The 25,387-nt window shown below is 59.4% G+C and carries 25 protein-coding genes; 8 read left to right on the top strand and 17 right to left on the bottom strand.

What is annotated here, in order from left to right:
- Positions 1–15: 15 nt before the first annotated feature.
- Positions 16–480, bottom strand: a complete 465-nt coding sequence (locus FF098_RS06080; RefSeq protein ID WP_155138448.1) for an acyl-CoA thioesterase — start codon at positions 478–480, stop codon at positions 16–18.
- Between the two features lie 257 nt (positions 481–737).
- On the opposite strand from FF098_RS06080, the gene ctrA reads away from it, so the two are divergent.
- Entirely contained in the window at positions 738–1,433 is a 696-nt protein-coding gene (gene ctrA / locus FF098_RS06075; RefSeq protein ID WP_155138446.1) for a response regulator transcription factor CtrA, read from the top strand.
- A gap of 71 nt (positions 1,434–1,504) precedes the next feature.
- On the opposite strand, the gene FF098_RS06070 is transcribed toward ctrA, so the two are convergent.
- Together FF098_RS06070 and FF098_RS06065 are read right to left on the bottom strand one after the other, a co-directional pair.
- Positions 1,505–1,906 carry a response regulator gene (locus FF098_RS06070; protein ID WP_188544066.1) on the bottom strand — a complete coding sequence of 134 codons (402 nt, stop codon included), beginning with the start codon at positions 1,904–1,906 and terminating at the stop codon, positions 1,505–1,507.
- Between the two features lie 107 nt (positions 1,907–2,013).
- The gene (locus FF098_RS06065; protein WP_155138442.1) at positions 2,014–2,667 is read right to left on the bottom strand and encodes a histidine phosphotransferase family protein; all 654 of its coding nucleotides are present in this window, start codon (positions 2,665–2,667) and stop codon (positions 2,014–2,016) included.
- Between the two features lie 279 nt (positions 2,668–2,946).
- Here FF098_RS06065 and FF098_RS06060 point away from each other — a divergent pair, with 279 nt between their 5' ends.
- Positions 2,947–4,698: a M23 family metallopeptidase gene (locus FF098_RS06060; RefSeq protein ID WP_155138440.1), complete on the top strand. Its 1,752-nt coding sequence runs from the start codon at positions 2,947–2,949 to the stop codon at positions 4,696–4,698.
- A gap of 50 nt (positions 4,699–4,748) precedes the next feature.
- On the opposite strand, the gene FF098_RS06055 is transcribed toward FF098_RS06060, so the two are convergent.
- From FF098_RS06055 to clpB, 4 genes are all read right to left on the bottom strand, one after another.
- The gene (locus FF098_RS06055; protein ID WP_155138438.1) at positions 4,749–5,564 is read right to left on the bottom strand and encodes a DUF1206 domain-containing protein; all 816 of its coding nucleotides are present in this window, start codon (positions 5,562–5,564) and stop codon (positions 4,749–4,751) included.
- A gap of 60 nt (positions 5,565–5,624) precedes the next feature.
- Positions 5,625–6,281 carry an O-methyltransferase gene (locus FF098_RS06050; RefSeq protein ID WP_155138436.1) on the bottom strand — a complete coding sequence of 219 codons (657 nt, stop codon included), beginning with the start codon at positions 6,279–6,281 and terminating at the stop codon, positions 5,625–5,627.
- Positions 6,282–6,287: 6 nt separating this feature from the next.
- The gene (locus FF098_RS06045) at positions 6,288–6,494 is read right to left on the bottom strand and encodes a hypothetical protein (RefSeq protein ID WP_155138434.1); all 207 of its coding nucleotides are present in this window, start codon (positions 6,492–6,494) and stop codon (positions 6,288–6,290) included.
- Positions 6,495–6,561: 67 nt separating this feature from the next.
- A complete protein-coding gene (clpB, locus tag FF098_RS06040; RefSeq protein ID WP_155138431.1) occupies positions 6,562–9,216 on the bottom strand; it encodes an ATP-dependent chaperone ClpB in 2,655 nt (884 codons plus the stop codon).
- A 158-nt stretch (positions 9,217–9,374) separates the two neighbouring features.
- Between clpB and FF098_RS06035 the strand changes: the two genes are divergently transcribed.
- The 3 genes from FF098_RS06035 (at position 9,375) to FF098_RS06025 (ending at position 12,434) form a co-directional block, all read left to right on the top strand.
- Complete coding sequence (locus FF098_RS06035; protein WP_155138430.1) at positions 9,375–10,349, top strand: DUF4003 family protein; 975 nt, start codon at positions 9,375–9,377, stop codon at positions 10,347–10,349.
- 71 nt (positions 10,350–10,420) lie between these two features.
- Positions 10,421–11,359, top strand: a complete 939-nt coding sequence (locus FF098_RS06030) for an alpha/beta hydrolase (protein ID WP_155138428.1) — start codon at positions 10,421–10,423, stop codon at positions 11,357–11,359.
- 124 nt (positions 11,360–11,483) lie between these two features.
- Complete coding sequence (locus FF098_RS06025; RefSeq protein ID WP_155138426.1) at positions 11,484–12,434, top strand: hypothetical protein; 951 nt, start codon at positions 11,484–11,486, stop codon at positions 12,432–12,434.
- Positions 12,435–12,451: 17 nt separating this feature from the next.
- Here FF098_RS06025 and FF098_RS06020 read toward each other — a convergent pair whose 3' ends face one another.
- From FF098_RS06020 to FF098_RS05995, 6 genes are all read right to left on the bottom strand, one after another.
- Positions 12,452–13,246 (bottom strand): SDR family oxidoreductase, encoded by a 795-nt coding sequence (locus FF098_RS06020; RefSeq protein ID WP_155138424.1) that lies wholly within the window; start codon positions 13,244–13,246, stop codon positions 12,452–12,454.
- Positions 13,247–13,324: 78 nt separating this feature from the next.
- A complete protein-coding gene (locus FF098_RS06015) occupies positions 13,325–14,158 on the bottom strand; it encodes an AraC family transcriptional regulator (protein ID WP_155138422.1) in 834 nt (277 codons plus the stop codon).
- A 91-nt stretch (positions 14,159–14,249) separates the two neighbouring features.
- Positions 14,250–14,702 carry a DUF1178 family protein gene (locus FF098_RS06010; protein WP_155138420.1) on the bottom strand — a complete coding sequence of 151 codons (453 nt, stop codon included), beginning with the start codon at positions 14,700–14,702 and terminating at the stop codon, positions 14,250–14,252.
- Positions 14,699–15,541: a carbon-nitrogen hydrolase family protein gene (locus tag FF098_RS06005; RefSeq protein WP_229714522.1), complete on the bottom strand. Its 843-nt coding sequence runs from the start codon at positions 15,539–15,541 to the stop codon at positions 14,699–14,701. The genes FF098_RS06010 and FF098_RS06005 overlap by 4 nt, the downstream gene beginning before the upstream one ends.
- Positions 15,538–15,804: a glutaredoxin 3 gene (grxC, locus tag FF098_RS06000; protein ID WP_155138418.1), complete on the bottom strand. Its 267-nt coding sequence runs from the start codon at positions 15,802–15,804 to the stop codon at positions 15,538–15,540. Before grxC ends, FF098_RS06005 begins: the two co-directional genes overlap by 4 nt.
- 24 nt (positions 15,805–15,828) lie before the next feature.
- Positions 15,829–16,656: a ComF family protein gene (locus FF098_RS05995; protein ID WP_205967398.1), complete on the bottom strand. Its 828-nt coding sequence runs from the start codon at positions 16,654–16,656 to the stop codon at positions 15,829–15,831.
- Between the two features lie 88 nt (positions 16,657–16,744).
- On the opposite strand from FF098_RS05995, the gene FF098_RS05990 reads away from it, so the two are divergent.
- Positions 16,745–17,671 (top strand): methyltransferase domain-containing protein, encoded by a 927-nt coding sequence (locus FF098_RS05990; RefSeq protein WP_155138415.1) that lies wholly within the window; start codon positions 16,745–16,747, stop codon positions 17,669–17,671.
- Between the two features lie 7 nt (positions 17,672–17,678).
- Here the strand turns inward: FF098_RS05990 and FF098_RS05985 are convergent, their stop codons facing one another.
- Genes FF098_RS05985 through FF098_RS05975 form a run of 3 tightly spaced genes read right to left on the bottom strand, consistent with a single transcriptional unit; the run spans position 17,679 to position 19,402 of the window.
- The gene (locus FF098_RS05985) at positions 17,679–17,861 is read right to left on the bottom strand and encodes a Flp family type IVb pilin (protein ID WP_155138413.1); all 183 of its coding nucleotides are present in this window, start codon (positions 17,859–17,861) and stop codon (positions 17,679–17,681) included.
- Positions 17,862–17,899: 38 nt separating this feature from the next.
- Positions 17,900–18,310 carry an 8-oxo-dGTP diphosphatase MutT gene (gene mutT, locus FF098_RS05980; RefSeq protein WP_166426420.1) on the bottom strand — a complete coding sequence of 137 codons (411 nt, stop codon included), beginning with the start codon at positions 18,308–18,310 and terminating at the stop codon, positions 17,900–17,902.
- Between the two features lie 51 nt (positions 18,311–18,361).
- Positions 18,362–19,402 (bottom strand): peptidylprolyl isomerase, encoded by a 1,041-nt coding sequence (locus tag FF098_RS05975; RefSeq protein ID WP_166426354.1) that lies wholly within the window; start codon positions 19,400–19,402, stop codon positions 18,362–18,364.
- 181 nt (positions 19,403–19,583) lie between these two features.
- On the opposite strand from FF098_RS05975, the gene secA reads away from it, so the two are divergent.
- Entirely contained in the window at positions 19,584–22,568 is a 2,985-nt protein-coding gene (gene secA / locus FF098_RS05970) for a preprotein translocase subunit SecA (RefSeq protein WP_155138407.1), read from the top strand.
- Positions 22,569–22,572: 4 nt separating this feature from the next.
- Here secA and FF098_RS05965 read toward each other — a convergent pair whose 3' ends face one another.
- The gene (locus tag FF098_RS05965; protein ID WP_155138405.1) at positions 22,573–22,944 is read right to left on the bottom strand and encodes a thiol-disulfide oxidoreductase DCC family protein; all 372 of its coding nucleotides are present in this window, start codon (positions 22,942–22,944) and stop codon (positions 22,573–22,575) included.
- Between the two features lie 187 nt (positions 22,945–23,131).
- Between FF098_RS05965 and uvrB the strand changes: the two genes are divergently transcribed.
- A complete protein-coding gene (gene uvrB / locus FF098_RS05960) occupies positions 23,132–25,387 on the top strand; it encodes an excinuclease ABC subunit UvrB (RefSeq protein WP_155139434.1) in 2,256 nt (751 codons plus the stop codon).

Below are 25,387 nucleotides of genomic sequence, written 5' to 3'. Positions count from 1 at the left end.
CTGGTCAGCCTTTTTTTATGAGCCGAGGTCATCCGGCGGCGCATAAAGGTGGGCGTATTCGGCCGGCATCCTCGCAGGTTTACCGCTCTTTATGCTGATGGCAACGAATTCCGTCTCGCCCGCGACGAGTAATTGTCCATCACTCATCCGACGCATCTCGATCGCCCTTATCATGCGCATGCGCCCGTCATTGCGGGCAATCCAGGTACCGACGGCGACTTGGTCCCCAGCAAGGGCTGACGCATAGTAAGTGTACTCATGATGTCGCACGACGCAGCCGACACCGATCCGCTCATAGGCAGCATAGTCCAGGCCCAGCGCATCCGAATGCGCCCAGGCACAATCCATCGCCCAGGCGATGTACCAGGCATTGTTCACATGCCCGAACATGTCGATATGTCTTTCTTCAGCAGTCAGTTCGATCGCATGCTGCACGGGCCCCCGCCAGAAACCCTTTCGGGTTTTAAGTTCGTCATTCATCTGTCGTGAAACTCCATGAATCAGCCTAACCCTCTTTTTCCGGACTATGGTAAAGCCCGGGGCGAAAAGGCCAGTAATTTCAACAGTCAGCGATTAAGGCGTGTTACGCGCACCTTAAATTTCTGTGGCAATAACAAGGCAAAAGCTAACGGCGTTAACATTTACGAAAGTAAATTATCGCTAACCTAGCTTTCGGTAACCATAACAGGGCGGCTTCAAGGGGAAGACGTCTCGGTGAAAAACCAGGAGATGTGGCAATGCGCGTATTGCTGATTGAAGATGATGGGGCGACAGCACAGAGCATCGAGCTGATGCTGAAGTCCGATGGATTTAATGTTTACACCACCGACCTGGGCGAAGAAGGCGTCGATCTCGGCAAGCTGTATGATTACGATATCATCCTGCTCGACCTGAACCTGCCTGACATGACCGGTTTCGATGTGCTGAAAAAACTGCGCGTCTCCAAGGTCAACACACCGATCCTGATCCTGACGGGTCTCGGCGACACCGAAAACAAGGTGCGCGGTCTCGGCTTCGGTGCCGACGACTACATGACCAAGCCGTTCCACAAGGACGAGCTGGTCGCCCGTATCCACGCCATTGTCCGCCGTTCCAAGGGCCACGCCCAGTCGGTCATCACGACCGGCTCGCTCACCGTCAACCTCGACGCCAAGACCGTCGATGTCGGTGGCCAGCGCGTACACCTGACCGGCAAGGAATATCAGATGCTGGAGCTTCTTTCATTGCGCAAGGGCACGACCCTGACCAAGGAAATGTTCCTCAACCACCTCTATGGCGGCATGGACGAGCCGGAACTGAAGATCATCGACGTCTTCATCTGCAAGCTGCGCAAGAAGCTCGCCCTCGCCACGGATGGTGAACATTATATCGAAACCGTCTGGGGCCGCGGCTATGTGCTGCGCGACCCGGCAAGCGAAGCCGGCGCCGCTTGAGGCTTCTCATTCCTGAATCAAAAAGCCCGGCCTTGTGCCGGGCTTTTTTGTACCTGAAATCTGGAAAATTCTCAGGCCATGAGCCGCATCTCTTCCATGTCGAGCTTCTCCTGCTGGTCGATGAGACCGAGCACGCCGCGAACATCGCGTTTGTCATAGGGCTTGATCATGTGAAACCGCGCGCCCGCCGCTTTAGCGAGCGCAAATTGCTGGGCGTCGTTTTCCATCGCGCAAAGAACGATATGCGGCGCGTCGGCGATATCCGCCTCGGCGGCACCGCGCAGAAAGTCGAGCGCGTCCAGCCCCGGCAGGTCCCAATCAAGAAAGACAATTTCAGGCTGGGCCGCAATCATTACGTCGAGCGCTTCGGCAGCATTGCCTGCCTGCAGGGTATGATAACCCGCCGCCTCGACAAGCTGGGTCAGGATGTGACGGACGGTTTCGGAATCTTCGACGATAAGGCAGGTCTTCACCCTAAACTCTCCCATGTGGTCTCACACAGGTGTCAGCAATACAGTAACCAGTTTGAAGAAGCTGTTAATCGCGCACTTATAAATTGAGTGACCTTGGGTGAGGATGGCTACTCGGCCGCATCCCGCACTTCCCAGGCCGGGAATGTCGCCAGCAACACGACTTCTTCCTCGGAGACCGCCTGTCCACGGATCTTGCCGCCGGTCGCTTCGGCGATCATGCCCGCCAGATATGCCGGCGTCATCTTCGGCTCCAGCCCTTCTTCCTCGGCAGCAAATGCGGACAGCAACTCCGGCTTCAGTTTGGCCTTTGGCCCGGTGGCGCGAATGACAAGCTCGCCGACATGACCGCTGACCGTAACCTTGCTGCCTGCACGCGGTACGCAATCAGCCATCATCAGCGTGATGTTCAGCACAGCCTTGACGAAATCCTTTGGTACATGGCCGCCCGGCAATTGCCAGTCCAGATCAGGCTTGATGAAGCTGAAAACCGGGATCATGACGCGCTTGCCATCATCCAGATCGATCTCTGCGCCATAGGCACTGCCAGCGCCGAACGCCAGACGGGCGAAATCCAGCATGGCAATCGACTTTTCAGCCGAAAGCTTGATGAGCTTGCGCGCCTCCGCCTGCATGACCGGATCGTCTTCGGTCTCCATCACCTCCAGCCCCGTACCCATGGCGCCGACCGGATTGATCAGGTCATGGCACAGCCTTGACGAGAGAAGTGAGGCAAGAGCGAGAGGGTCGGTTGCAATACTCATGGCAATGGTCCTTGTTTGTCGGCTTCTTTGTGAGTTGATTCTGGCGTTTTGCGCATTCGCTATCCAAAAGTTCCCTCGTTAACGGACATTTAATTGACAGCTCGCGCTCACCATGCAGACTGTGAGAATGTATCAGCTGGACCGGGGACTTGGGTGGTCCGTCTGTTGCATGTCGGGGGGGAACGCGTAGTTAGTTCCTCATGGGGTAGGTAATTGGTGGTAGAACAATCTGATTCTCGCTTCCTGGCGACGAACGGCAGGGTTCAAGACGACGACGGAATGGTATGGCTGGCAGGTTTTGCGCTGGCTTTTTTCGTGATTGCCTTGTGCTTCGTCAGTATGGGCTTCTTGCGGACAGACCTGAAACAGGCTGGTTCCGTGCGCACTCCCTCTCCTTCTGTTTCCAGCCAGGATCTGTCTTCATCCTTCCGCGCCGCTCAGAATATCGATGAGCAATCCGGCGCCGCCAGCGAGGCAAAACGCCCTGGCATCACGGTCGTCTCCCGCAGCGTGAGTGACATTCTGTCCGGGAAAGCATCCCGTACCGCGCCCGCAACCACAGAGACATCCCAGCCAGTATCGGCAGCGATATCCGCAGCAGCAGAGCCAATCGTCAAGGAAATGCTGGCGACTGTCGCCCTTGCCCTGCCGGTTGTACCCCGCCTCAAACCGGAGCCTTTGCCTGAACTGGCGAGCGTCACCCCGACCGGCAACATGCGCGTCGTACCGACACCAATCGACATGAACGCGGCGTGGCTGGCGGACAATATCCGTCTCGGCTTCGCCCACGAGAATGATTTTACCGGCGGCCTCACACCTATCTTTACCGCGTCCGAGCGCGAAGCACCGCTGCCTGATGCACCGGCTGCCGGCAATGTCATTCGCCTTAAAAGCGGCGAGAGCTTGTCTGAAGCGCTGGACCGCCTGCAGGTCCGCCCTGCAGATCGCGCTGCGGTTATCAAGGCCCTGTCGGCTGAGACCGACGTGCGCGCCATGCGTCCGGGCACACAGATCGAGGTCTCCCTGATCGACCCGCAACTGACGGTTTATCAGGAAGCGGCCCTGATCGGTCATCCTGAGCTCGGCCCGGGAAAGGCACTGCGCTCCCTGACCGTCCAGTCGAGCAATGATCGTCGCATCGAAGTACAGCGCGATGCTGCGGCCCAGTTCACGGCCCGCACGATCCTGCCGCGCACGCAGAAGCGCTATGCGACCGTCTCTGGCACCATCACCGACAGCCTGTTCGCCAGTGCTGCGCGGGAAGGCATGCCCCATGCGATCGCGGCCCGTCTGTCGAACATGTTCCTGTACGACATCGATTTCCAGCGGGAGATCCATTACGGCGACGAATTCGAAGCCGTATATGAAGTCTTCTATGACGACCAGGGCCGTATCGTTGAATATGGCGAAGTTCTCTTCGGTCGCATGAGCTGGCGCGGTGGCAAGGACGAGCGGGGCTATTACCGCTTTGACGATGGCAGCGACATCAGCTGGTTCGACGCCGATGGTGCCAGTGCCCGCCGCCTGCTGATGAAAACCCCGATCGAGGGTGCTCGCATCACCTCCTCTTTCGGCATGCGCAAGCACCCGGTTCTGGGCTACACCAAGGGTCATAAAGGCACGGATTTCGGTGCCACCACCGGCACACCGATCATGGCCGCCGGTGATGGCGTGATCGAACGCGCAGGCCCGTTCTCCAGCTATGGCAACTATGTGAAGATCAAGCACTCCGCCGGATATGAGACCGCCTATGCTCACCTCAACGGGTTTGCCAAGGCCATCAAGGCCGGCACACGGGTGCGCCAGGGCGACATCATCGGCTATGTCGGTTCGACCGGTCGCTCCACCGGCCCGCACCTTCATTACGAGGTTCTCTACAATGGTGATCAGGTCAATCCGATGACTATCAAGGTCGCCGATGGGCGCAAGCTGGATGGCAGCGACCACGCCGCCTTCACCATCGAACGTGACTGGATCGAGGCAATGCGCGCCAAGGCCCGCCCGGTTACCTTGGCGATGAAGCAAGGTTGATATTCACTTCAATGATTTTTTTAAAAGGGCCCGCCGACAGCGGGCCCTTTTCATATGCTGGCCAGGCTTTTCACATCATCGCTTTCCAGCCTGGGCACGATCCTGTAGCCGGCATAGACAAAGCAGTAGGTTGAAAACCCGATGAGGCCGATACCGGTCACGAACAGTATGATCCGCCCGAATGCCTGTCGTTCGAGCATCGCCAGTGCCTGCTCCAGACCGATCGCCTTTTCGGCATCGATGGTCACACCCGCCCAGATCAGCATACCGGCGATCAGCAGCAGGACGAAGCCGTGTGACATGAGCCCGAACCGGACATAGGGCATCAGTATCTCAGTCACATTGCTATCGCGGATCTTATCTTTCCATTTCGAATGACATGCCTTGATCGCCAGATAGATCGCCACGGCACCGGTGGTCAGCCCCGCACCGACGACAAGGAGCCAGCCACCCGGATAATCCATTACCATTTCACTGGAATTCTCAGCCCCGTTTCCTCCTCCTGAAGAAACGCCGAAAACAATCATCAGCGCTGTAAACCCCAACACTGCGTGGGTAGCGCCGGACATGAACTGACCGAGCCGGTTGCCGATCCCGGCAGCATCGTCACCTTCATCTTCCAGATCTAGCAACGCGTCGATTGCACGCCAGATAGCATAGGTGAAAAGACCGGTAGCGACGAGGCTAAGCAACATCTTGCCGAAGGGCTGACCGGCCAGATAAGCCAGTGCACCACTGGTGCCTTCCGCCTCCCCGCCATTTATCGCGGCGAAGGCGGCAAGAGCGCCGATGATCAGGTAAACCATGCCTCTGGCGGCATAACCGATGCGCATGGCCCAACCAAGGACCTGATTGTGAATGTCCATACTGTCTCGCTCTATCCGAATAGAAAGACAGACAAGTGTCAGGGGTAGTTCCGGGTGGGACTATCTCACGCGCGCAAGTGCCAGCCCGTCATGGCCCTTGATGCCGACTTGCTGGAGGATCACCGCCTCGACGGAAGGCTCAGCCGCCAACAGCGCGTTGAACCGCGCCGCACCCTCGGCAAACTCGTCCTGCGGGTCCAGCACCTCGCCCTTGCGCACGACATTGTCCCCAGCGATCAGCGTGCCAGCCCGCGACAGCTTAAGCATTTTGGGCAGATAATCCGGATAGCCCGGTTTCTCCGCGTCCAGAAAGATCAGGTCGAAGGGCGCAGCCCCCTCGGCGATCATGCCTTCCAGCGTCTCATGCGCATCGCCGGTGATAACCTCGACCTTGTCCGCCACACCCGCCTTCTCGATGTTGCGCCGCGCGACACCAGCATGGTGCGGATCGAATTCCAGGGAAACAAGTTTACCGTCTTCCGGCAGCGCCCGCGCCATCCAGATCGTCGAATACCCGACCAGCGTGCCGATCTCCAGAATGCGGGATGCACCAGTCAGCTTCGCAAGGAGATAGAGGAACTTCCCCTGCCCGCCGGAAATGCGGATATCGGGAATGATACCATCCGTCGAGGACGCGGCAGCAGCGCGCAAGCCATCATCTTCTTCAATGAACAGCCCATCGATATAGGCATCGACCCGTTCGAAAATATCCGCCATCAGTTCTTACTTCTTTCCGGCCTTCTTCATCTCTTCGAGCACCGACTGGATATAGCTATCAAGATCGACATCGCCCGAGACCTGTCCTTCCAGCCGTGTACGGACGAGGTGGGGGAGTTCCTCCGGCTTGATGCTGCCGCTCGAAGACACTGTCGCACGAATGATATTGCGGATCGCCTCTTCCTTGTCGGGCTGCCATTTATTGTCGCTCATCTCACTCTCCTTTGCATATTCATATAAACGAAGAGCGGATGATTGCCCACCCGCCCTTCAGTTTGAGTCAGTTCAGCATGGTCGAACTTGGCGGCTGGTCCGCCCCCGGCATCGAAGCCGACCCAAGCCCATGCAGTTCGCGGCTCAGCAAGGGCCTATCATTCAGGGTCAGACCATTATTATCGACGGATAGCTTCAGCGTCTCGCCATCCCTGACCTCGCCGGACAGGATCAGCTCAGCGAGCGGGTCCTGAACCTTTTTCTGGATCACCCGTTTCAATGGCCGCGCCCCGAAAGCCGGGTCATACCCCGCCTCGCCCAGCCATTGCCGCGCGGCATCGTCCAGCTCCAGCGTGATCTTGCGATCTTCCAGCAGCTTCTTCAGGCGCGCAATCTGGATATCGACGATAGACGCCATCTGCGCCCTTTGCAGGCGGTGGAACAGGATGATCTCGTCGAGTCGGTTCAGGAATTCCGGCCTGAACGCGGCCCGCACCGCATTCATAACCTGATCGCGCACGGCCCCTGAATCCTGTCCCTCAGGCTGGGCGGCAAGATATTCGGAGCCGAGGTTGGACGTCAGGATGATCAGCGTATTGCGGAAATCCACCGTACGCCCCTGCCCGTCGGTCAGGCGGCCATCGTCCAGCACCTGCAACAGCACGTTGAAGACATCCGGATGCGCCTTCTCGATCTCGTCGAACAGGATGACCTGATAAGGCCGCCTGCGGACGGTTTCGGTCAGCACGCCGCCTTCCTCATAGCCGACATAGCCCGGAGGCGCGCCGATCAGGCGGGAAACGGCATGTTTTTCCATGAATTCCGACATGTCGATCCGGGCAATCGCCTGGTCATCATCGAACAGGAAGCCAGCCAAGGCCTTGGTCAGTTCAGTTTTGCCGACGCCGGTCGGGCCGAGGAACAGGAAGGAACCCATCGGCCGGTTCGGGTCCTGCAGACCGGCCCGCGCACGCCGCACAGCGGCAGAAACCGCCCCGACCGCCTCGTCCTGGCCAATGACCCGGCCATGCAGCGCCTGCTCCATGGACAAGAGTTTCTCACGCTCGCCTTCCAGCATCTTGTCGACCGGCACGCCCGTCCACTTGGAAACGACGGCAGCGATATTCTCCGCATCCACCACTTCCTGAACGAGACTGTCCCGCTCACCGACCTCCTCGGCAGCCTGAAGCTTTTTCTCCAGCTCCGGGATGGTGCCGTATTTCAGCTCGGATGCCCGGCCGAGGTCGCCCCGGCGCTCGGCATCGACCAGTTCCTGCCGCGCCTTGTCCAAGGCTTCCTTCACTTGTGTCGCAGAGGCCAGCGCCTCCTTCTCGGCAGACCAGCGGGCGGTCAGCTCGGCAGAGCGTTGTTCGAGGTCTGACAGTTCCTTCTCCAGTTTTTCCAGCCGGTCTTTCGATGCGGCATCACCTTCCTTTTTCAGCGCTTCGCGCTCGATCTTCATCTGGATGATCTGGCGGTCGAGAGCGTCCAGCTCTTCCGGCTTGGAATCGACTTCCATGCGCAGTCGAGAGGATGCCTCGTCGACGAGGTCGATTGCCTTGTCCGGCAGGAACCGGTCGGTGATATAACGGTTCGACAGGGTCGCAGCCGCAACGATGGCCGTGTCGGAAATTCGCACGCCGTGGTGCAGCTCGTATTTCTCCTTCAGTCCACGGAGTATGGAGATCGTGTCAGCCACGGTCGGCTCGTCCACGAACACGGCCTGAAAACGGCGGGCAAGGGCCGCATCCTTCTCGACATATTTGCGGTATTCATCAAGTGTCGTTGCGCCAACGCAATGCAGCTCACCGCGTGCAAGCGCGGGCTTCAACAGGTTGGAGGCATCCATCGCGCCATCGGCCTTGCCGGCGCCGACCAGCGTGTGCATCTCGTCGATGAACAGAATGATCTGGCCTTCGGCGGCGGTGACCTCGTTCAGCACGGCCTTCAGCCGCTCCTCGAACTCGCCACGATATTTCGCGCCAGCGATCAGAGAACCCATATCGAGCGCCAGAAGCGATTTCTCCTTCAGGCTTTCCGGCACATCGCCATTGACGATGCGCAGAGCGAGGCCCTCGGCGATCGCGGTCTTGCCAACGCCCGGCTCCCCGATCAGCACGGGATTGTTCTTGGTACGGCGCGACAGCACCTGCATGGCACGGCGGATTTCCTCGTCACGGCCGATGACCGGATCGAGCTTGCCGTCTCGCGCAGCCTCCGTCAGGTCCCGGGCATATTTCTTCAGCGCATCATAGGATTGCTCGGCAGACGCATTGTCAGCCGTGCGGCCCTTGCGCAGTTCGTTGACGGCGGCATTGATCTTCTGTGGGTCAGCGCCCGCATTTTTCAGGATTTTCGCTGTCTCGCCCTCCAGGCCGAGCGCCATCAGGACGCGCTCCGTCGTAACGAAGCTGTCGCCGGCCTTCTTGGCCATCTCCTCTGCCTTTGCAAACGCCTTGGCCAGCGGCTGCGACAGGATGAGCTGCGCGCCGCCGCCCTCGACCTTGGGCAGGCGATCGACACGGTCGTTCACGGCTTTCAGGGCGTCTTCAGGGCGCCCGCCGGCCTTGCGGATAAGATTGGAGGCGAGCCCTTCCGGGTCATCGATCAGGGCCTTGAGCATATGCTCCGGCGTGATCTGCTGGTGGCTCTCGCGCAGCGCGATGGTCTGCGCAGCCTGTATGAGACCGCGGGCGCGGTCGGTATAGTTTTCGAAGTTCATGGTTCTGACCTCATCTTGAGCATCAATATGGAATGGGCATCCCGTCAGCGGCAATACCCGTGTGACTTGTAAATGGGGGCTGTGCGGGCCCTGTTCAAGGAACCGGGATGCTTGAAAATCAGCCTTGTCATACCGATGTATAATAAGGAGGAACGATAATGATCGACGAACAACGTCTGCAAAAATTCTTTGCCCTGAGACCTGCGATCAAGGACATGCTGAAATGGAATTCAGCCGGGCCTGTACGCGATGCTGTCGCCCTGGCGGCGCTCGATCTAGAAGGGTCGCCGGAAGAAATTGCAGAACGCCTGCGTGAACCAGCACAAATCCTGAAGCAGAACCACAGCAGGCTGCAGCTACTGCGCCAGCCGGTCCGCTACGCCGTTGCCGCCGTGTTGCTTCACCAGAATATCGACCCATTACTTCTGACCCAGAACATCGCCGACAGCCGCGAGCGCTGGAAGCAGGTCGGCCTGCGCCGCGGATCGCCCTATGAAGGTGCATCCCACCTCATCCTGCATCTCGGCAAGGAGGGCAGTGCGCAGATGCCTTTCCTCAGCTCACTGAAAAATGCATTTGACGACCTGAACAAGCGCCGCTGGTGGCATGTCGGCACCCGCACCCTGCCCCCGCTGGCGCTCGCCTTGCAATATCGTAGTGACGCCGCCTCGGCCGCCGACCAGATGTATGGCGCAATGAAGGAAGAGAAAGGCCTTCATGGCCGCCATACGATGGAAGCTTCGCTGATGGCGACGCTCTCGCCGGGCTATCCTGCTGACACGGCTCGCCAGATCGCTGCTTTGCGTGGTGCCCTGAAAGAGCGCAAGATACCCGACGCGCCAGCGAATATTACCGGCCTGGCGTTTGCCAATCTCATGACCCCTGACCCGAACGAGTTTGCCGATACCGTCCAAGCCGTGCGCGAGCGCTTCAAGCAGGAGAAATTCGGCTCGACCAATCGCGCCCTCCTTGCCCTCGACTATGTCACGGCGGAGCGTTTCCGCACCTCCGACCTGCCGCAGGCGAAAATTGCGCCGATCCTGATGGCAATCCAGGCCTATCAGCTGGTCCTGCAGCAGCAGGCGGCGATGGCTGCCGTGATAGCAGGCGGGGCCGCGACGGCGGCGAGCTGATATTCACGAACACTACTTACCGTGCTAGCTTTCCATAAAAGGCGCTGAGAACGCCACTCGGGAGGATACACATGAAGCTCATCTCTTTTCTGGCGGCGGCTGCCCTTGTACTGGCAACACCTGCTCTCGCACAGGATGATTATCCGTTCACATCGGATTCCCTCGTTCAGGAGAATATCGCGGAAGGCGACCTCAAAGGCCCGTTCGAGTTCCATAGCGATATTTTTGAAAACACAGTTCGCCAATACTGGGTCTATGTTCCCGTTGGTTATGACGCCTCCGAGCCGCCGAACCTGCTCGTCTTCCAGGACGGCCAGCGCGCGACCAATCCGAACGGCTCTCTGCGCATCCCGACTGTCCTCGACAATCTCATCGCCGCCGGCGACATCCCGCCGACCCTCGGCGTGTTTATCACCCCGGGCAATCTCGGCGAGGCCTATCCGGACGATCTCGGCATGAGCAATCCCAATCATCGCTGGCAGGAATATGACCAGCTTGATGACGATTACGCACGCATGCTGACGGAAGAGTTGCTGCCTCATATCGCCGAAGACTATGCCTTCAGCAACGACCCTGCCCGGCGTATGATCGGCGGCACCTCGTCCGGTGCCATCGCCGCTTTCACCGTCGGCTGGCACATGCCGGAGGAATTCGGCAATATCATCAGCTTCATCGGCAGCTACACGTCCATCGCCTATCGACCGGAACTGGACATACCACTGGAGCATGGCGGCGAGATTTATCCGACGCTGATCCGAAAGCATGACATCCGCCCGCTGAAGATCTTCCTGCAGGATGGCTCCAACGACGTCGATAACGAACACGGCAGCTGGTTCCTCGCCAACCAGCAGATGCTGGCCGCGCTGAACTATGCCAACCGCCATGCGGATGAAACTGGCGATACCGGCCCGCGCTATGTCGTCGAGCATGAATGGGGCACGGGCGGCCACTCCGACCAGCATGGCGGCGCGATCTTGCCCGACGTGTTGCGCTGGTTCTGGGGAGAGTAAGCATTCACCCGCGAATCAAACGTGGGCTGACGTTTTGACTTGGGACTATTTACAGTTAACGCGCCTGCAAACCTTGCCTCTCTGTCGAACACATGTTTTCATTCGTGGGCAGAGGGGAATATTCATGACCAACGATACAAAGCTGAACCGTTTCATCGCCCTGCGTGCTGCGATGAAAAAGGAAATATCATGGTGGGCTGGCAACTATTTTCGTGATGCCGCTACGCTTCGCGCGCTGGAACTGGAGGGCGAGCCTGAGGAGATCATTTCCCGGTTACGCGATCCAGCGAAAATCCTCAAAAAGAACAACAGCGGCTTGCCGATTCTGCAAAAGGAAAGCCGCTATCACCTCTCCGCGGAGGTGCTGTTAAACGACCGTGATCCACAAACTTTCACCGCCGCGATGAAGGCCGGCAAAAGCGACTGGAAAAAAGCCAGGCTGAAAAAAGACAGCAACTGCATGGGTGCCGCCCTAGCCGTGATGCTGCTGAGTGATAAGGCAAGCATCGATAGTCATGACCTTCAGGCACTCAAGGAAGCCTATGACCGCCTCGCAAAGAATCATCGCTGGAGTATCCGGCCCAATATTCTGCCACTTCTTGCCTTCGCGATGCAGGTCAATCCTGATGCCGCTGACTTTGCCGATAGCATCATCCCGAAGATGAGAGCCGCACCCAATCTCGGTAAGATACTTGTGATGCAGGAAGCCATAGCAGCCTCAATGACGGGACTATCCGCCGATGAGGTAGTCGCCAGGATGAGTGCTATCGTTCATGCCCTGAAGGAGCGAAAGTTCGACAGATCAGTCCCTGATATGCCCACTGTCGCGCTCGCCACTGCGCTCGACGTAAGCCCTGAAGATCTGGCGGCCGAGGTGATGCAGGCAGTGCCGATGCTTGAATCAGGGTTCTTCAACAAGTGGGAACATCATCACACGGCCCTGCAACTGGTCATCGCAGATCACTTCTCGAGAATGGATAACCAGCTCAGCGCCATTGCCCCGTTCACACTGGCGATGATCACCTATCTCGGTGCCACAGCGGGCGGGGACGGCGATGGTGGCGGTGGCGGCTGAGCCACCTTCCCTCTTGGCTACATGCCACCCATGCCGATCAGCGTGCCGCCATCGATGGTGATGTGCTGGCCGGTCATCCACTTGCCTGCATCGGACGCAAGGAACACGGCAGCCCCGGCGATGTCGTCCGGCTCGCCGAAGCGACGCATGGGCAGCTTGCCGGCGATGAATTCCTCCGTCTTCGGATCCTTCCACAGCGCCTCGGCGAAATAGGTCTTCACGATACCCGGCGCAATGCAGTTCACGCGGATATTGTCCGGGCCATATTCCACCGCGAGGTTTCTGGCGATCTGCAGGTCGGCAGCCTTGGAGACGCCATACATGCCGATGCCGGGATTGCCGACGAACGCCGAGATCGACGAGATGATGACGATGGCGCCGCCGCCGCGCTTCTTCATCTGCGGCAGCACCATGTGCGACAGGAAGTGGTTCGCCTTGATGTTGCAATCGAAGATCTTGTCGATCTGCTCCTCGGTGATGTCCTTCGACGCACCGAAGGCCGGGTTCACCGCGGCGTTGCAGATCAGAATATCGACATCGCCGAAGACCTCGTTGGTTTCGTCGACCAGCTGCTGAAGGTGCTCGCGATGGGAGATATTGCAGGCGACCGCATGGGCAGCCTTGCGCCCTTCTGCCTCGTTGATCGCGTCTGCGACTTCCTGGCAGGCATCGATCTTGCGCGACGAGACAACGACATTGGCACCATGTTGGGCAAGACGCTTGGCAATAGCTTCTCCAATGCCCCGTGAAGCCCCGGTGACAATGGCATTCTTGCCGCTCAGGTCGAACAGCGTGTCGCTAAAATTGCTCATGGTGTGCGTCTCCTTTGATCAGTGACGCACACCATCATGCGCGCGGCCCCGACAGGCAAGGCCGCGATGCAGTTGGACTCAGCCTTCCACAGGTATCCAGAGTTCTATCTCGCCATTGCCGGTCATCGGGTCGAACCGGTCATCGACCAGTTCGAACTGCGGTGCCCGCACCATGGTGCACCCTGCATCGGTCAGGCCGTGGTTGAAGATCGCCATCCACGTCCCGCCGATACCGGTGATATGCCCTTTGTGCAGGAACACGGCATAGCGCTGTTTCTCGATGCGCAAGGTGTCGAACTCCGGCGGCAGGTCGTCGGTATGGCTGACCTCGACGGCGGTCATGTAATCGATATTGCCTTCGTCATCGCCGCCAGCGACGACGCCATAGGTGGTCGATCCGACCTGTCCGCTGATATGGCCAAAATGGGGTGCCATCTTCTGCCATTGAGACGGGATACCCGCCATGTTGCCAGAACGGTAATGCTGTTTAAGGCCGGCAACGGTAAAAGCGTCGCGCGTTTCGAAGCGCGGCGGTTCAAGGGTCTTTGATTGTGTCTGTTGCATTCTGATGGGCTCCACGAGGGTCAGGGCTGAGGTCGATCGGGCGGCGCGGACCTGTTCCGGCGCCATGCCGAACTGGTCGCGAAACGCCCGGGTGAATGCCTCATGGGAGCCATAGCCGGCCTCCAGAGCGACGGCGATAATGCTTTCCGCCCCGTCTGCCAGCACCCGGGCCGACTCGGTCAGCCGTCGGCCACGCACATAGCGCATGACGGACATGCCGGTCGAAAGGCTGAAGCCGCGGGCAAGGTGATATTTCGACAGACCCACCGCATCGGCAACCATGTCCAGCGTCACCTCTTCGTAGAAGCGATGCTCGATATACCAGATAGCGCGTTCGATAGGCTGCATGACTTTACCTCTCCGCATAAAGCCCCTGAGTGGTGCCTCATTGCAAAAGCATAGCCTTGATCGAAATTGCGGGAAGGCGGATTTTCTCCGCCTAGTTCATCTTCTTCTTGGCTTCGTCGGGCGACAAGACATCCGGCAGAGGCGCGATCTCGACACCTTCATCGATCAGATCGCTGACTTCCTGCTGGGTGGCCTCGCCATAGATGCCGCGCTCTTTCGTCTCGCCGTAATGGATGCGGCGGGCCTCCTCAGGGAAGCGCTTGCCGACATTGTCGAAGTTCTTCTCGACATAATCGCGGGCCCGTTTGGCCGCCTGCATGTAGTCGCGCTTGAACGCCTCGATGCGTTCGTCGTTTTTCGCCGAAGACGACAAAGAACCCGAGCGGGCAATCGCCGGGGCCATCAGCGCCTTGGAGACTTCCGACGAGCCACAATGCGGGCATTCGAGCAGCTCCTTCTCAGCCTGCGCGTCATAGTCAGCGCTGTTGCTGAACCAGCCTTCGAACTCGTGCGCCTGATCGCATTTCAACTGATACTTGATCATAGTCCCTTGATATTGTTGATCTCGAACGCTTGTTCAAGCCCAAGGCTCGGAATGCGCTGGCGCACCTTGGCCACCTCATCAAGGTCGATATCGGCCAGTATGACGCCCGGTTCGTCATCCGGCTTCTCGGCTATGATCTCGCCCCAGGGAGCAATGATCATGGAATGACCCCAGGTCTCCCGGCCATCTTCATGGGTGCCACCCTGCGCCGCCGCCATGACGAAGGCACCGTTCTCGATGGCCCGGGCGCGCAGCAACGGCTCCCAATGGGCCCGGCCCGTCTGGCGGGTAAAGGCGGCTGGCACCGTCAGCACCTGTGCGCCGGCCTGAGCCAGCGAGCGATACAGCCGCGGGAAGCGCAGATCGTAGCAGATCGACAGGCCCACCTTGCCGAAAGACGTCTCGACGACTTTCGCCTCCAAACCCGGCTTGTACACGTTGGATTCTTTCCAGCTTTCGCCATCCGGCAAGTCGACATCGAACATGTGGATCTTGTCATAGGTGGCAATCTGCTCACCGTCCGGCCCGAAGAAATAGGTTCGGTTCGCCGCGCGGCGGGACGAGAAATCCTTGTCCAGCGCCACCGCGCAGGAACCGATGATCAGATGCACCTTAAGCTCTTTTGACAAGGCGCTGAAAATACTGATTTCTTCGAGTTCTTCCTCGTATCCCAGATGATCAAACATACGCCGTGGTTTCCGGTCGACGACATTGGTCATCTCCGGCGTCAGTATCAGTTCCGCACCCTGCCCGGCGGCCTCGCGGATCAGCGCACTGGCGACATCGGCATTGTCCGGCCGCGACAGGCCGGAGCGCATCTGTATGCAGGCTGCCTTCAAGCCGCATCTCCCTTCAGCAACTGGTCGAGCTTGCCGTCGCGCTCCAGCGCCATCATGTCATCGCACCCGCCGACGTGGACATCCCCGATGAAAATCTGCGGATAGGTGCGCGCGCCGTTCGAGCGCTGCAGCATCTCCTCGCGCTTCTCCTTGTCGAAGGCGGCAGAAATATCGTTTATCTCGGCGCCCTTCTTCTTCAACAGCGAAACCGCACGGGTGCAATAAGGGCAAAGCGGCTTGGTATAGATCGTCACTGGCTGCATCGAATACTCCTTGGTCTCGTGCGGTTATATGGCGCCGATTCCCTCCGGCACAACCCGGGCCAGGACCAGCGCATCGACCCGTTCCGCCCCGGCCCGTTTTAGCACCCGTGCGCAGGCCTTCAACGTCGAGCCGGTTGTCAGAACGTCGTCGATCAACACGACATGGGCCCCCTTTACTAAATCCCTGTGTCTGGGCGTAACGCGAAAGGCCCCACGGACGTTCCGCTCGCGCCCCTTGGCCGACAGCCCCTGCTGACGCGGCGTTGCCCGCTGGCGATGCAGCAAGTCGAGACAGAGGTCGAGGCCGCAAGCCTTGCTGATTGCACTGGCCAGAACGCCGGCCTGATTATAGCGGCGGGAAATCAGGCGTGTCCTGTGCAACGGCACGGGCACGACCAACGCCCCATCAGTCAAAACGTCCCGCCCTGCCTGAACGATCAACCGTGACAACCCGCCGGCCATGTCGAGCCGATCTGCATATTTCAGGCGCAGCGCAAGTTGGGCACTGAGGTCATCATAGCGCAAGGCACAACGAACATGATCGAGCCCCTTGTCGAACACGATCGCGCCCGGGTGTTCCTCACCGGCTATGCAGGCCGCGCACAGATCCTGCCCCGCCACCTGGGCCTCCCAGGGCAGGCCACAGGCGCTGCACATCGGCGCGGCGATGAAGTGGAGCTGCTGCCAGACATTTGCGCTCAGATCACCATGGTTCCCGACAGGTTCGCCAGTCAGCAGGCATTGCGGCGGCATGACAAGGTCGGCAACTCGGCGCGAGGCTGATGCTGCATGGCCATACAGCACGCCCAGCGCTGTCTTAATCCGTACATCTTGCTGATCGCCGTCGCTCACATACCCTCCACCTCCCAGATTGGCATGCAACGGGGTTTGCGGGAAGGATCGTCTTGGCCCTTTGCCAGCCTTGGTCTAGATAGCGCCAATGACCAATGGGCACCTCACACCAAAAGCCGGACAACCGGCCCAGCCGCCAGCCATCTTCGATCGCACTTTGTTGCGCCAGCGCCAGGACCGCGCGTCGAAGGCATTTGCAGACCATGACTTCCTCCACCGCCATATTGCCGAGGATGTTATCGACCGGCTTGAGACCATCATACGTACCTTCCACCGTGCCGCCTTTCTGGGGCCGGGTGCGCATTACATCACCGAGGCACTGACGCCAGCCAGCGATGTCAGCCATGTGGTATCCGGCGCTTTCTCACCGGCCATGGCGAGGCTTGGGACCGATGGCGCACCGCGCCTGACAGCGGATGAGGAAGCCCTGCCCTTTGCCGACTCCTCGCTTGACCTCATCGTGTCCATGATGGCGCTGCAATCAGTGAACAAGCTGCCGGAAGCGCTGGCCCGGATGCGCGCGGCCCTTCGTCCCGATGGCCTGCTGATCGCGGCCTTCCCGGGCGAGCGCTCCCTGCATGAACTGCGCGACAGCCTGTACCGGGCCGAGAGCGAAATCACCGGCGGCGTCAGTCCACGCCTGTCGCCCTTCACGGCGATCAAGGATGCCGGCGGCCTGATGCAGCGCGCCGGACTTGCACTTCCAGTGGCTGACCTGATCCGCCTGCCAGTTACCTATAGAAATCCGATGACCCTCCTCGCTGACTTAAGGGGCATGGGTGAAACCAGCGTCCTGACCGGTCGGCGAAAGCAGACCCTGCGCAAGGACGTGCTTGTCCGGGCAATGGAAATCTATGCCGAGACGTGGCCGGCCGATGGCGGGGGTGTCACGGCGACATTCGAGATAGTCATGCTGACCGGCTGGGCACCCCATGCCTCGCAGCAAAAGCCGCTCAAGCCCGGTTCTGCGAAGGCATCACTGGAAGATGCTGTAAAATCAGCTGAAAAAGACTGACTTTTCGTCAGATGGCCTCGTCGATATCTGTATCGATGTTATTCCACATGGTCTCCGAGGAATCCGCAATCGCGTCGAAAATGATGACGAGTGTCGCACCGATGATTGTCAGGATCAGCGTATATTCGATCGCGGATGTGCCAGTCTCATCCACGGTAAAACGGGTTAAAACCGAGCAGAAACGCTGCATAGTATGTTGAACGACCTCGGCCAATGACTGCATTCCCTCTACAACATGTCTCTCAACTGGGCGGCCAGCGGAATATCCGCCGGGGGCAATTTATAATCCGACAAGCGGTCAGCCCTGACCCAGGACAATGACTGGCCTTCAGCGCCACGCGGGATGCCTTTCCATTTGCGGCACACGAATAATGGCATCAAAAGGTGAAAATCCTCGTAACTGTGGGAGGCGAAAGCGATCGGTGCGAGGCAAGCCGTTTCCGTCTCTATGTCCAGCTCCTCCCTGAGTTCACGGATCAGCGTTTCCTCAGGTGTTTCCCCTTCTTCGACCTTGCCGCCAGGAAACTCCCAATATCCTGCCATCGACTTTCCCTCTGGGCGTTCGGTCAGCAGGATTCTCCCGTCGCGATCGACAAGAGCACAGGCGGCAACAAGCAATATCTTCTTCACGTCTACGATCCCATTCTGCGGCAGCTGAATTTACAGCCGTTTAAATATCGGGGTGAAATTTTAGTTTCTCAGCGTCGCCGGATCACGCGTCTCGACAGGCGCTGGCGGCAGGCTGCCGGGCTCTATAACTTCAACCTTGGAGCGCTCGCGCAGGTCTGCCACCGTCGTATCGATGGTGCGCAGGCGCAGGAATTCCATCAACTCGTCTTCCAGCTGGCTGTAGGCAGGTGGTGTAATACGCTGGCGCCCCTCGACCCTCAGGATGACCCAGCCGGCTTCCGTCTGGAATGGCAGCGTATAAAGGCCCGCCGACAGCGACCCCGCCTGGTCGGCATAGCCTTCAGGTAGCCGGTCCAGAGACCGGTAGCCGAGATCTCCGACGCTGGCAGCAGACTCCGCAATCGAGTTATTGGCGATCAGCTCCTCGAAAGGCAGGCCGGCATTCAGGGAAGCCGATATGTCCATCGCCGTCTCGGCGTCAGCGACCACCAGCTCACGCAGACGGATCTCCTCGCCACTGGCCATGCTGCGCCGCTGGGCCTGATACAGCTCCCGTGCCATTTCTTCGGTCACATTTTCCTCGACTTGGCTTTCCAGGAAGGCAGCGGCGAGGATGCGGTTTCTTGCCGCGGTAAGCTTGGCCCTCACCTCCGGATCGGAGACAAGGCCCTCATCTGATGCTGCGCGCGCCAGTAGCGTCTGGTCGATAGCGTCCTCGACTAGTCCGCGCTCGATGACTTCTTCTGCTGTCAGGCGCTCGTCAGCCTGCAACTTGCCATCCTGGCGTGCGAATTCGAGGACATCATTCAACCGCATGGTTTCCGTCCCGATCCGGGCAACGATCGGGTTGGGTACGGCTGGAATGTCGCCATTGCTCGCCATTTCCTGCTCACCTGCCTCAGAGAAACCGGTCCTCAGCGTATCCATTATCCAGAACGCGCCGAACAGCAGTACCAGCGCAAATGCCGACAGGAAGACCGCGCCATCCTTGCTGACCAGCCACCGGCGAACCTTGCGGGCGCTGCGCCCTGTATACCTGAAGAATATGGTCACGCCCTTCCACACCAGGAGGGGGAACCACATCGGCGATCCGTTCTTCATCTTGTCCTTCATCTTCCCAATACGGACACCTGTCCGGAGGGCCGGCCGTTCCTGCTTCGTTGACACCGGGAGAGGCCCTGCTTATGTGACGACCATTGTGCCTTTACCGGCTCTTGCCGGTGTTATGCCACTTATTTTATTACCGGCAGGTTCCGCCACCGCTCAGAGGGTATCAGTTTTTATGGCTATTCTGGACATTGCTAAGAAGGTTTTCGGCTCGTCGACAGAACGCAGGCTGCGGCCCCTGTACCGCAAGGTCGAGCAGATCAACCAGCTGGAGCCGGAAATCAGCGCCCTGTCCGATGCGCAGCTGAAGGAAAAGACCGAAGAATTCAAGAAGCGCCATGCCAATGGCGAAACCCTGAAAAGCCTGCAGATCGAGGCCTTTGCCGTCGCCCGGGAAGCTGCCAAGCGCGCGCTGGGCATGCGACCCTTCGATGTGCAGTTGCTCGGCGGCATGGTGCTCCACAATGGCGATATCGCCGAGATGAAGACCGGTGAAGGCAAGACCCTCGTCGCCACCTTGCCCGCCTATCTGAACGCGCTGACCGGCAAGGGTGTACATATCGTCACCGTGAACGATTACCTCGCCAAGCGTGACGCCGAATGGATGAGCCGCGTGTTTGCCCATCTCGGCCTGACCACCGGCGTCATTCACAACGAGCTGAATGACCAGCAGCGCCGCGATGCCTATGCCTGCGACATTACCTACGCGACCAATAACGAGCTCGGCTTTGACTATCTGCGCGACAACATGAAATCGTCGCTGGAGGAAATGGTCCAGCGTGGCCACCACTATGCCATCGTCGACGAGGTCGACTCTATCCTGATCGACGAGGCCCGCACGCCGCTGATCATTTCCGGGCCGACCGACGACAAGTCCGAACTTTACAAGAAGATCAACGAGATCATCCCGAAACTTGAAGAGGAAGATTACGAGATCGACGAGAAGCAGCGGCAGGTCACGCTGACCGAGGAAGGCAACGAGCACATTGAAGATATGCTGCGCGAGGCCGAACTGATCGAAGGCGAATATCTCTACGATGCCCAGAATGTCACTGTCGTCCATCACGTCCAGAATGCCCTGCGCGCCCACAAGATGTTCACCAGGGACAAGGACTACATAGTCAAGAACAACAAGGTCGTGATCATTGACGAGTTCACAGGCCGCATGATGGAAGGCCGCCGCTGGTCCGACGGCCTGCACCAGGCTGTCGAGGCGAAGGAAGGTGTCGACATCCAGCCGGAGAACGTCACCCTCGCCTCGATCACTTTCCAGAACTACTTCCGCCTTTACGACCGCTTGTCCGGCATGACCGGTACGGCACTGACGGAGGAATCCGAATTTGCCGACATCTATGAGCTGAACGTGGTCGAAGTGCCGACCAACAAGCCCATCGCCCGCGATGACATGGATGACGAGCTCTACATCACGGCGGAAGAGAAATACAAAGCCATCGTCCGCCAGATCATCGACTGCGTCGACCGCGGCCAGCCGGTTCTCGTCGGCACGGCCTCCATCGAGAAATCGGAGCTGATCTCGCAGCTTCTCTCCAACAAGAAGTTCTTCAAGCAGCTGGCCAAAGACACTTTGCGTTATCTGGACGATATGAAAGAAGGCAAGCACGACGACGAGATCGCCGAGGTCAAGCGCCTGTCCAAGGTTTATGAGGACTATTCGCGTCGCCCGGTGCCGATTCCGCACAACGTGCTGAACGCCCGCTTCCACGAGCAGGAAGCCGAGATCATTGCCCAGGCCGGCGTGCCAGGCGCTGTAACTATTGCCACCAACATGGCCGGTCGCGGTACAGATATTCAGCTTGGCGGTTCCGTCGACATGGAGCTGATCAAGGACCTTGAGGAAAGCGACGACGAGGAAACGATCGCCCGCAAGCGCGAGGAGATCGCTGCCCGGGTCAAGGAACAGAAGCAGAAGGCGCTGGATGCCGGCGGCCTTTATGTTCTTGCCACGGAACGTCACGAAAGCCGCCGTATCGACAACCAGCTGCGCGGGCGTTCCGGCCGTCAGGGCGACCCCGGCGCTACGAAATTCTATCTCTCGCTCGAAGACGACCTGATGCGCATCTTTGGCACGGGCATGGAGAACATGCTCAAGCGCTTTGGCATCAAGCCGGATGAATCGATCGAGCACCCGTGGTTCACCAAGGCGGTGGAACGGGCCCAGCGCAAGATCGAGCAGCGCAACTTCGACATTCGCAAGAACGTCCTGAAATATGACGATGTCATCAACGACCAGCGCAAGGCGATCTTTGAACAGCGCATCGAATTCATGTCGTCCGAGAGCGTCAACGACATTATCGACGATATGCGCGTGCAGCTGGTAAACGACCTCGTCGCCGCGCATATTCCGCCAAACTCCTACGCCGAGCGCTGGGACATTGACGGCCTCGACAAGGAGCTGAAAGAGCTGTTCCTGACGGAGTTCCCCGTCCATGACTGGGCCGCAGAGGAAGGCGTCGCCGATACGGAAATCCAGGAGCGGCTGCTCGACGCTACCGCCGAGCTTTACGTCAGGAAGGAAGAAGACCTCGTCGCCATTGCGACCGAGAAGGGTCTCAACGATCCGGAGAACATGATGCGCCGGGTCGAGAAGTCGATCCTGCTGCGGACGATCGACAATAACTGGCGTGAGCATATCCAGCAGATCGACCATCTTCGCTCCATCGTCTCTTTCCGGGCCCTTGGCCAGCGCGATCCGCTGAACGAGTTCAAGACGGAGAGCTTCACCCTGTTCGAGCTGCTGCTCGACGGCCTGCGCCGTGACGTGACGGCCTCGCTCATGGGTATCCAGATCCAGGTCCGCGAAAATGCGGCGACGGGTCCGGCCCAGACCGACCAGGCGCGCAAGATGCTCGAGCAGCTGGCCGCCCGCCGCAAGCTGGACGCCTCCAAGCTTCAGGCCTCGCATATCGATGCCTCGACCGGCGAGAACGATGCCGGCGGACCCGGCGGCGGGAACCCTGATGGTCCGCGCCACTTCCCGACCTATGGCAAGGCTCTCGCGCAAGCACCGTCTGTTGCCCGCCAGGGTGCTGCCGAGATTGACCCGAAAGATCCGGAAACCTGGGGCCGTGTTTCGCGCAACGCGCCCTGCCCCTGCGGTTCGGGCAACAAGTTCAAGCATTGCCACGGCAAGACCGCCTAGGCCTTCATTGCATCTTCCCGGCCAGCCATTGCAGACCGGGACGCATTTTCAGGAAGCCATCATAGAGCCGGTCGAGCAGCCAGCGGCTCGCGACATTGCTTCCCAGTGGCCGCAGCCATACCAGCCATGGCACCCTGCTCCACGCCTCGGTGAAAGCCCGGGCCCCTTCGACGACAGAACCATCGGGCAGGCGGGCATGGAAACGCGCCATCAGCCTCGACCGCGAGATATCGCAGCTGGGTGCCGCGTCTGGTGGTGAGACATCCTCGAAGCAAATGGCGTCAGCCTGCGCCAATCGGCGCAGCAGTCCGATTTCGCGGACACAAAGTGGGCAGGCGCCATCGTAGAAGACGGTAATATCGGGATCACTCTTCATCGCTTCATTATATACCCCGTATTGACGGCAGGAGGATAAGGCAGATTGTCCGGCATCTCCCGTTCTCCCCTTGTTCCACACGCCGCTGCGCCCTACATTCCGCCTCATGGCTGACAGTTACGACACCCCCGACACCCTCCCTGAAGGCACCGGCTTCAACGAGGCGATTGAGACCTATCACCAGCGCATGGCGCCGTCGCTGTGGACACCCCACCGGCCCGAACGCCCGGCAAAGAGCCAGGGCGGGAAGCGCTTCGAGGTGGTCTCCGACTATGAACCGGCGGGCGACCAGCCGGCGGCGATTGCCGAACTCGTCAAGGGCGCACAGGAGGCCGGTGAGCAGGACCAGGTGCTGCTCGGCGTCACCGGCTCGGGCAAGACCTATACCATGGCCAAGGTGATCGAGGCATGCCAGCGCCCTGCGCTGATCCTTGCCCACAACAAGACCCTCGCCGCGCAGCTCTATAATGAGTTCAAGGCGTTCTTTCCCAACAACGCCGTGGAGTATTTCGTCTCTTACTATGACTACTACCAGCCGGAAGCCTATGTTCCGCGTACGGACACCTATATCGAGAAGGAATCCTCGATCAACGAACAGATCGACCGGATGCGACACTCTGCGACCCGGGCGCTGCTGGAGCGCGACGATGTGATCATCGTCGCGTCGGTCTCCTGCATCTACGGTATCGGCTCGGTCGAGACCTATACGGCGATGACCTTCTCGCTGGAGGTCGGCCAGACGATCGAGCGCAAGACGCTGCTCGCCGACCTCGTCGCCCTGCAATACAAGCGAAACGACATGGCCTTCGTGCGCGGCTCCTTCCGCGCCCGCGGCGACGTCATCGAGATCTTCCCTGCACACTACGAAGACCGCGCCTGGCGCGTCTCGATGTTCGGCGACGAGGTCGAGGAGATCACCGAGTTCGACCCGCTGACCGGTCAGAAGACGGACGATCTGGAAACCATCAAGCTCTACGCAAACTCCCACTATGTCACGCCACGCCCGACCCTGATCCAGGCGATGGAAGGCATCCAGAAGGAGCTGGAAATCACCCTGCCGATCCTGAAGGCCGAGGGCAAGCTGATCGAGGCCCAGCGGCTGGAACAGCGCGTCCAGTTCGACCTTGAGATGATGCAGGCTACCGGCTCGTGCAACGGCATCGAGAATTATTCCCGCTATCTCACGGGCCGCAAGCCGGGTGAGCCGCCCCCCACCCTGTTTGAATACGTGCCTGACAATGCGCTCCTCTTCATCGACGAGAGCCATGTGACCGTGCCGCAGGTCGGCGCCATGTTCCGGGGCGACTTCAACCGCAAGCGGACGCTGGCCGAATACGGTTTCCGCCTGCCGAGCTGTATGGATAACCGCCCGCTGAAATTCGAGGAATGGGATGCGATGCGTCCGCAGACCACCCATGTGTCGGCCACCCCCGGCAAATGGGAGCTGGAGCGCACCGGCGGCGTCTTCACCGAACAGGTCATCCGCCCCACCGGCCTGATCGACCCGCCGGTAGAGATCCGTCCCGTGGCGAAGGATGGCTTCAGCCAGGTCGATGATGTCATCGACGAATGCAAGCGGGTCGCCAAACAGGGCGGCCGCGTGCTCGTCACCACACTGACGAAACGCATGGCCGAGGACTTGACCGAATACATGCACGATCAGGGCGTACGCGTGCGCTACATGCACTCCGACATCGACACGCTGGAGCGGATCGAGATCATCCGCGATTTGCGCCTCGGCACCTTCGACGTTCTCGTTGGCATCAACCTGCTGCGCGAGGGCCTCGATATTCCCGAATGCCAGCTTGTCGCCATCCTCGATGCCGACAAGGAAGGCTTCCTGCGCTCGGAGACCTCGCTAATCCAGACCATCGGCCGGGCGGCGCGCAACGTCGACGGTCGCGTTATCCTGTATGCTGACAACATGACCGGCTCGATGGAACGGGCCATGGAAGAAACCAAGCGCCGTCGCGAGAAACAGATCGCCCACAATGAAGAGCATGGCATTACCCCGACATCGGTAAAGGCAAAGATCGCCGAAGCCATGAACTCCGATGACGAAGGAAAGAAAGCGGCCTATGGCACATCCTTCGTCGGCCAGAACATGACCAGGAGCATCGCTGGCTTTGCCGAGGATGGCGAGGAATTCGAACCCGGCGGCAACCTGCGCAAGCACCTCGAAGCGCTGGAAGCCCAGATGCGCGAAGCAGCAGGCAATCTGGAGTTCGAGGAAGCGGCCCGCATCCGCGACGAGATCAAGCGCCTGCAGGAAGTGGAAATGACCATCTCCAACGACCCGATGGCGCGCCAGTCTGCGATGGAGGAAGCCGCGACCCGCAACTCCAAGGGCCGCATCACCAAGTCCGAAGGCACCGTCAGCACCCTGACCTCGACCCCCAAAGGGGCAAAAGGCCAGAAAAGACGGCGGCGCAAAGGGCCATAG

This window comes from Aquisalinus luteolus (assembly GCF_009712425.2).
Classification (GTDB): domain Bacteria; phylum Pseudomonadota; class Alphaproteobacteria; order Caulobacterales; family Parvularculaceae; genus Aquisalinus; species Aquisalinus luteolus.
Note: the sequence above shows the minus strand (reverse complement) of the source record. Positions and strands in the feature narration are given on the sequence as shown.

Bases quoted from the DNA above. Each gene is read 5' to 3' on its own strand.
- FF098_RS06080 (WP_155138448.1), bottom strand. From the start codon at position 480: ATGAATGACGAACTTAAAACCCGAAAGGGTTTCTGGCGGGGGCCCGTG.
- ctrA (WP_155138446.1), top strand. From the start codon at position 738: ATGCGCGTATTGCTGATTGAAGATGATGGGGCGACAGCACAGAGCATC.
- FF098_RS06065 (WP_155138442.1), bottom strand. From the start codon at position 2,667: ATGAGTATTGCAACCGACCCTCTCGCTCTTGCCTCACTTCTCTCGTCA.
- FF098_RS06060 (WP_155138440.1), top strand. From the start codon at position 2,947: ATGGTATGGCTGGCAGGTTTTGCGCTGGCTTTTTTCGTGATTGCCTTG.
- FF098_RS06055 (WP_155138438.1), bottom strand. From the start codon at position 5,564: ATGGACATTCACAATCAGGTCCTTGGTTGGGCCATGCGCATCGGTTAT.
- FF098_RS06050 (WP_155138436.1), bottom strand. From the start codon at position 6,281: ATGGCGGATATTTTCGAACGGGTCGATGCCTATATCGATGGGCTGTTC.
- FF098_RS06045 (WP_155138434.1), bottom strand. From the start codon at position 6,494: ATGAGCGACAATAAATGGCAGCCCGACAAGGAAGAGGCGATCCGCAAT.
- clpB (WP_155138431.1), bottom strand. From the start codon at position 9,216: ATGAACTTCGAAAACTATACCGACCGCGCCCGCGGTCTCATACAGGCT.
- FF098_RS06035 (WP_155138430.1), top strand. From the start codon at position 9,375: ATGATCGACGAACAACGTCTGCAAAAATTCTTTGCCCTGAGACCTGCG.
- FF098_RS06030 (WP_155138428.1), top strand. From the start codon at position 10,421: ATGAAGCTCATCTCTTTTCTGGCGGCGGCTGCCCTTGTACTGGCAACA.
- FF098_RS06025 (WP_155138426.1), top strand. From the start codon at position 11,484: ATGACCAACGATACAAAGCTGAACCGTTTCATCGCCCTGCGTGCTGCG.
- FF098_RS06020 (WP_155138424.1), bottom strand. From the start codon at position 13,246: ATGAGCAATTTTAGCGACACGCTGTTCGACCTGAGCGGCAAGAATGCC.
- FF098_RS06015 (WP_155138422.1), bottom strand. From the start codon at position 14,158: ATGCAGCCTATCGAACGCGCTATCTGGTATATCGAGCATCGCTTCTAC.
- FF098_RS06010 (WP_155138420.1), bottom strand. From the start codon at position 14,702: ATGATCAAGTATCAGTTGAAATGCGATCAGGCGCACGAGTTCGAAGGC.
- grxC (WP_155138418.1), bottom strand. From the start codon at position 15,804: ATGCAGCCAGTGACGATCTATACCAAGCCGCTTTGCCCTTATTGCACC.
- FF098_RS05990 (WP_155138415.1), top strand. From the start codon at position 16,745: ATGACCAATGGGCACCTCACACCAAAAGCCGGACAACCGGCCCAGCCG.
- FF098_RS05985 (WP_155138413.1), bottom strand. From the start codon at position 17,861: ATGCAGCGTTTCTGCTCGGTTTTAACCCGTTTTACCGTGGATGAGACT.
- FF098_RS05975 (WP_166426354.1), bottom strand. From the start codon at position 19,402: ATGAAGAACGGATCGCCGATGTGGTTCCCCCTCCTGGTGTGGAAGGGC.
- secA (WP_155138407.1), top strand. From the start codon at position 19,584: ATGGCTATTCTGGACATTGCTAAGAAGGTTTTCGGCTCGTCGACAGAA.
- FF098_RS05965 (WP_155138405.1), bottom strand. From the start codon at position 22,944: ATGAAGAGTGATCCCGATATTACCGTCTTCTACGATGGCGCCTGCCCA.
- uvrB (WP_155139434.1), top strand. From the start codon at position 23,132: ATGGCGCCGTCGCTGTGGACACCCCACCGGCCCGAACGCCCGGCAAAG.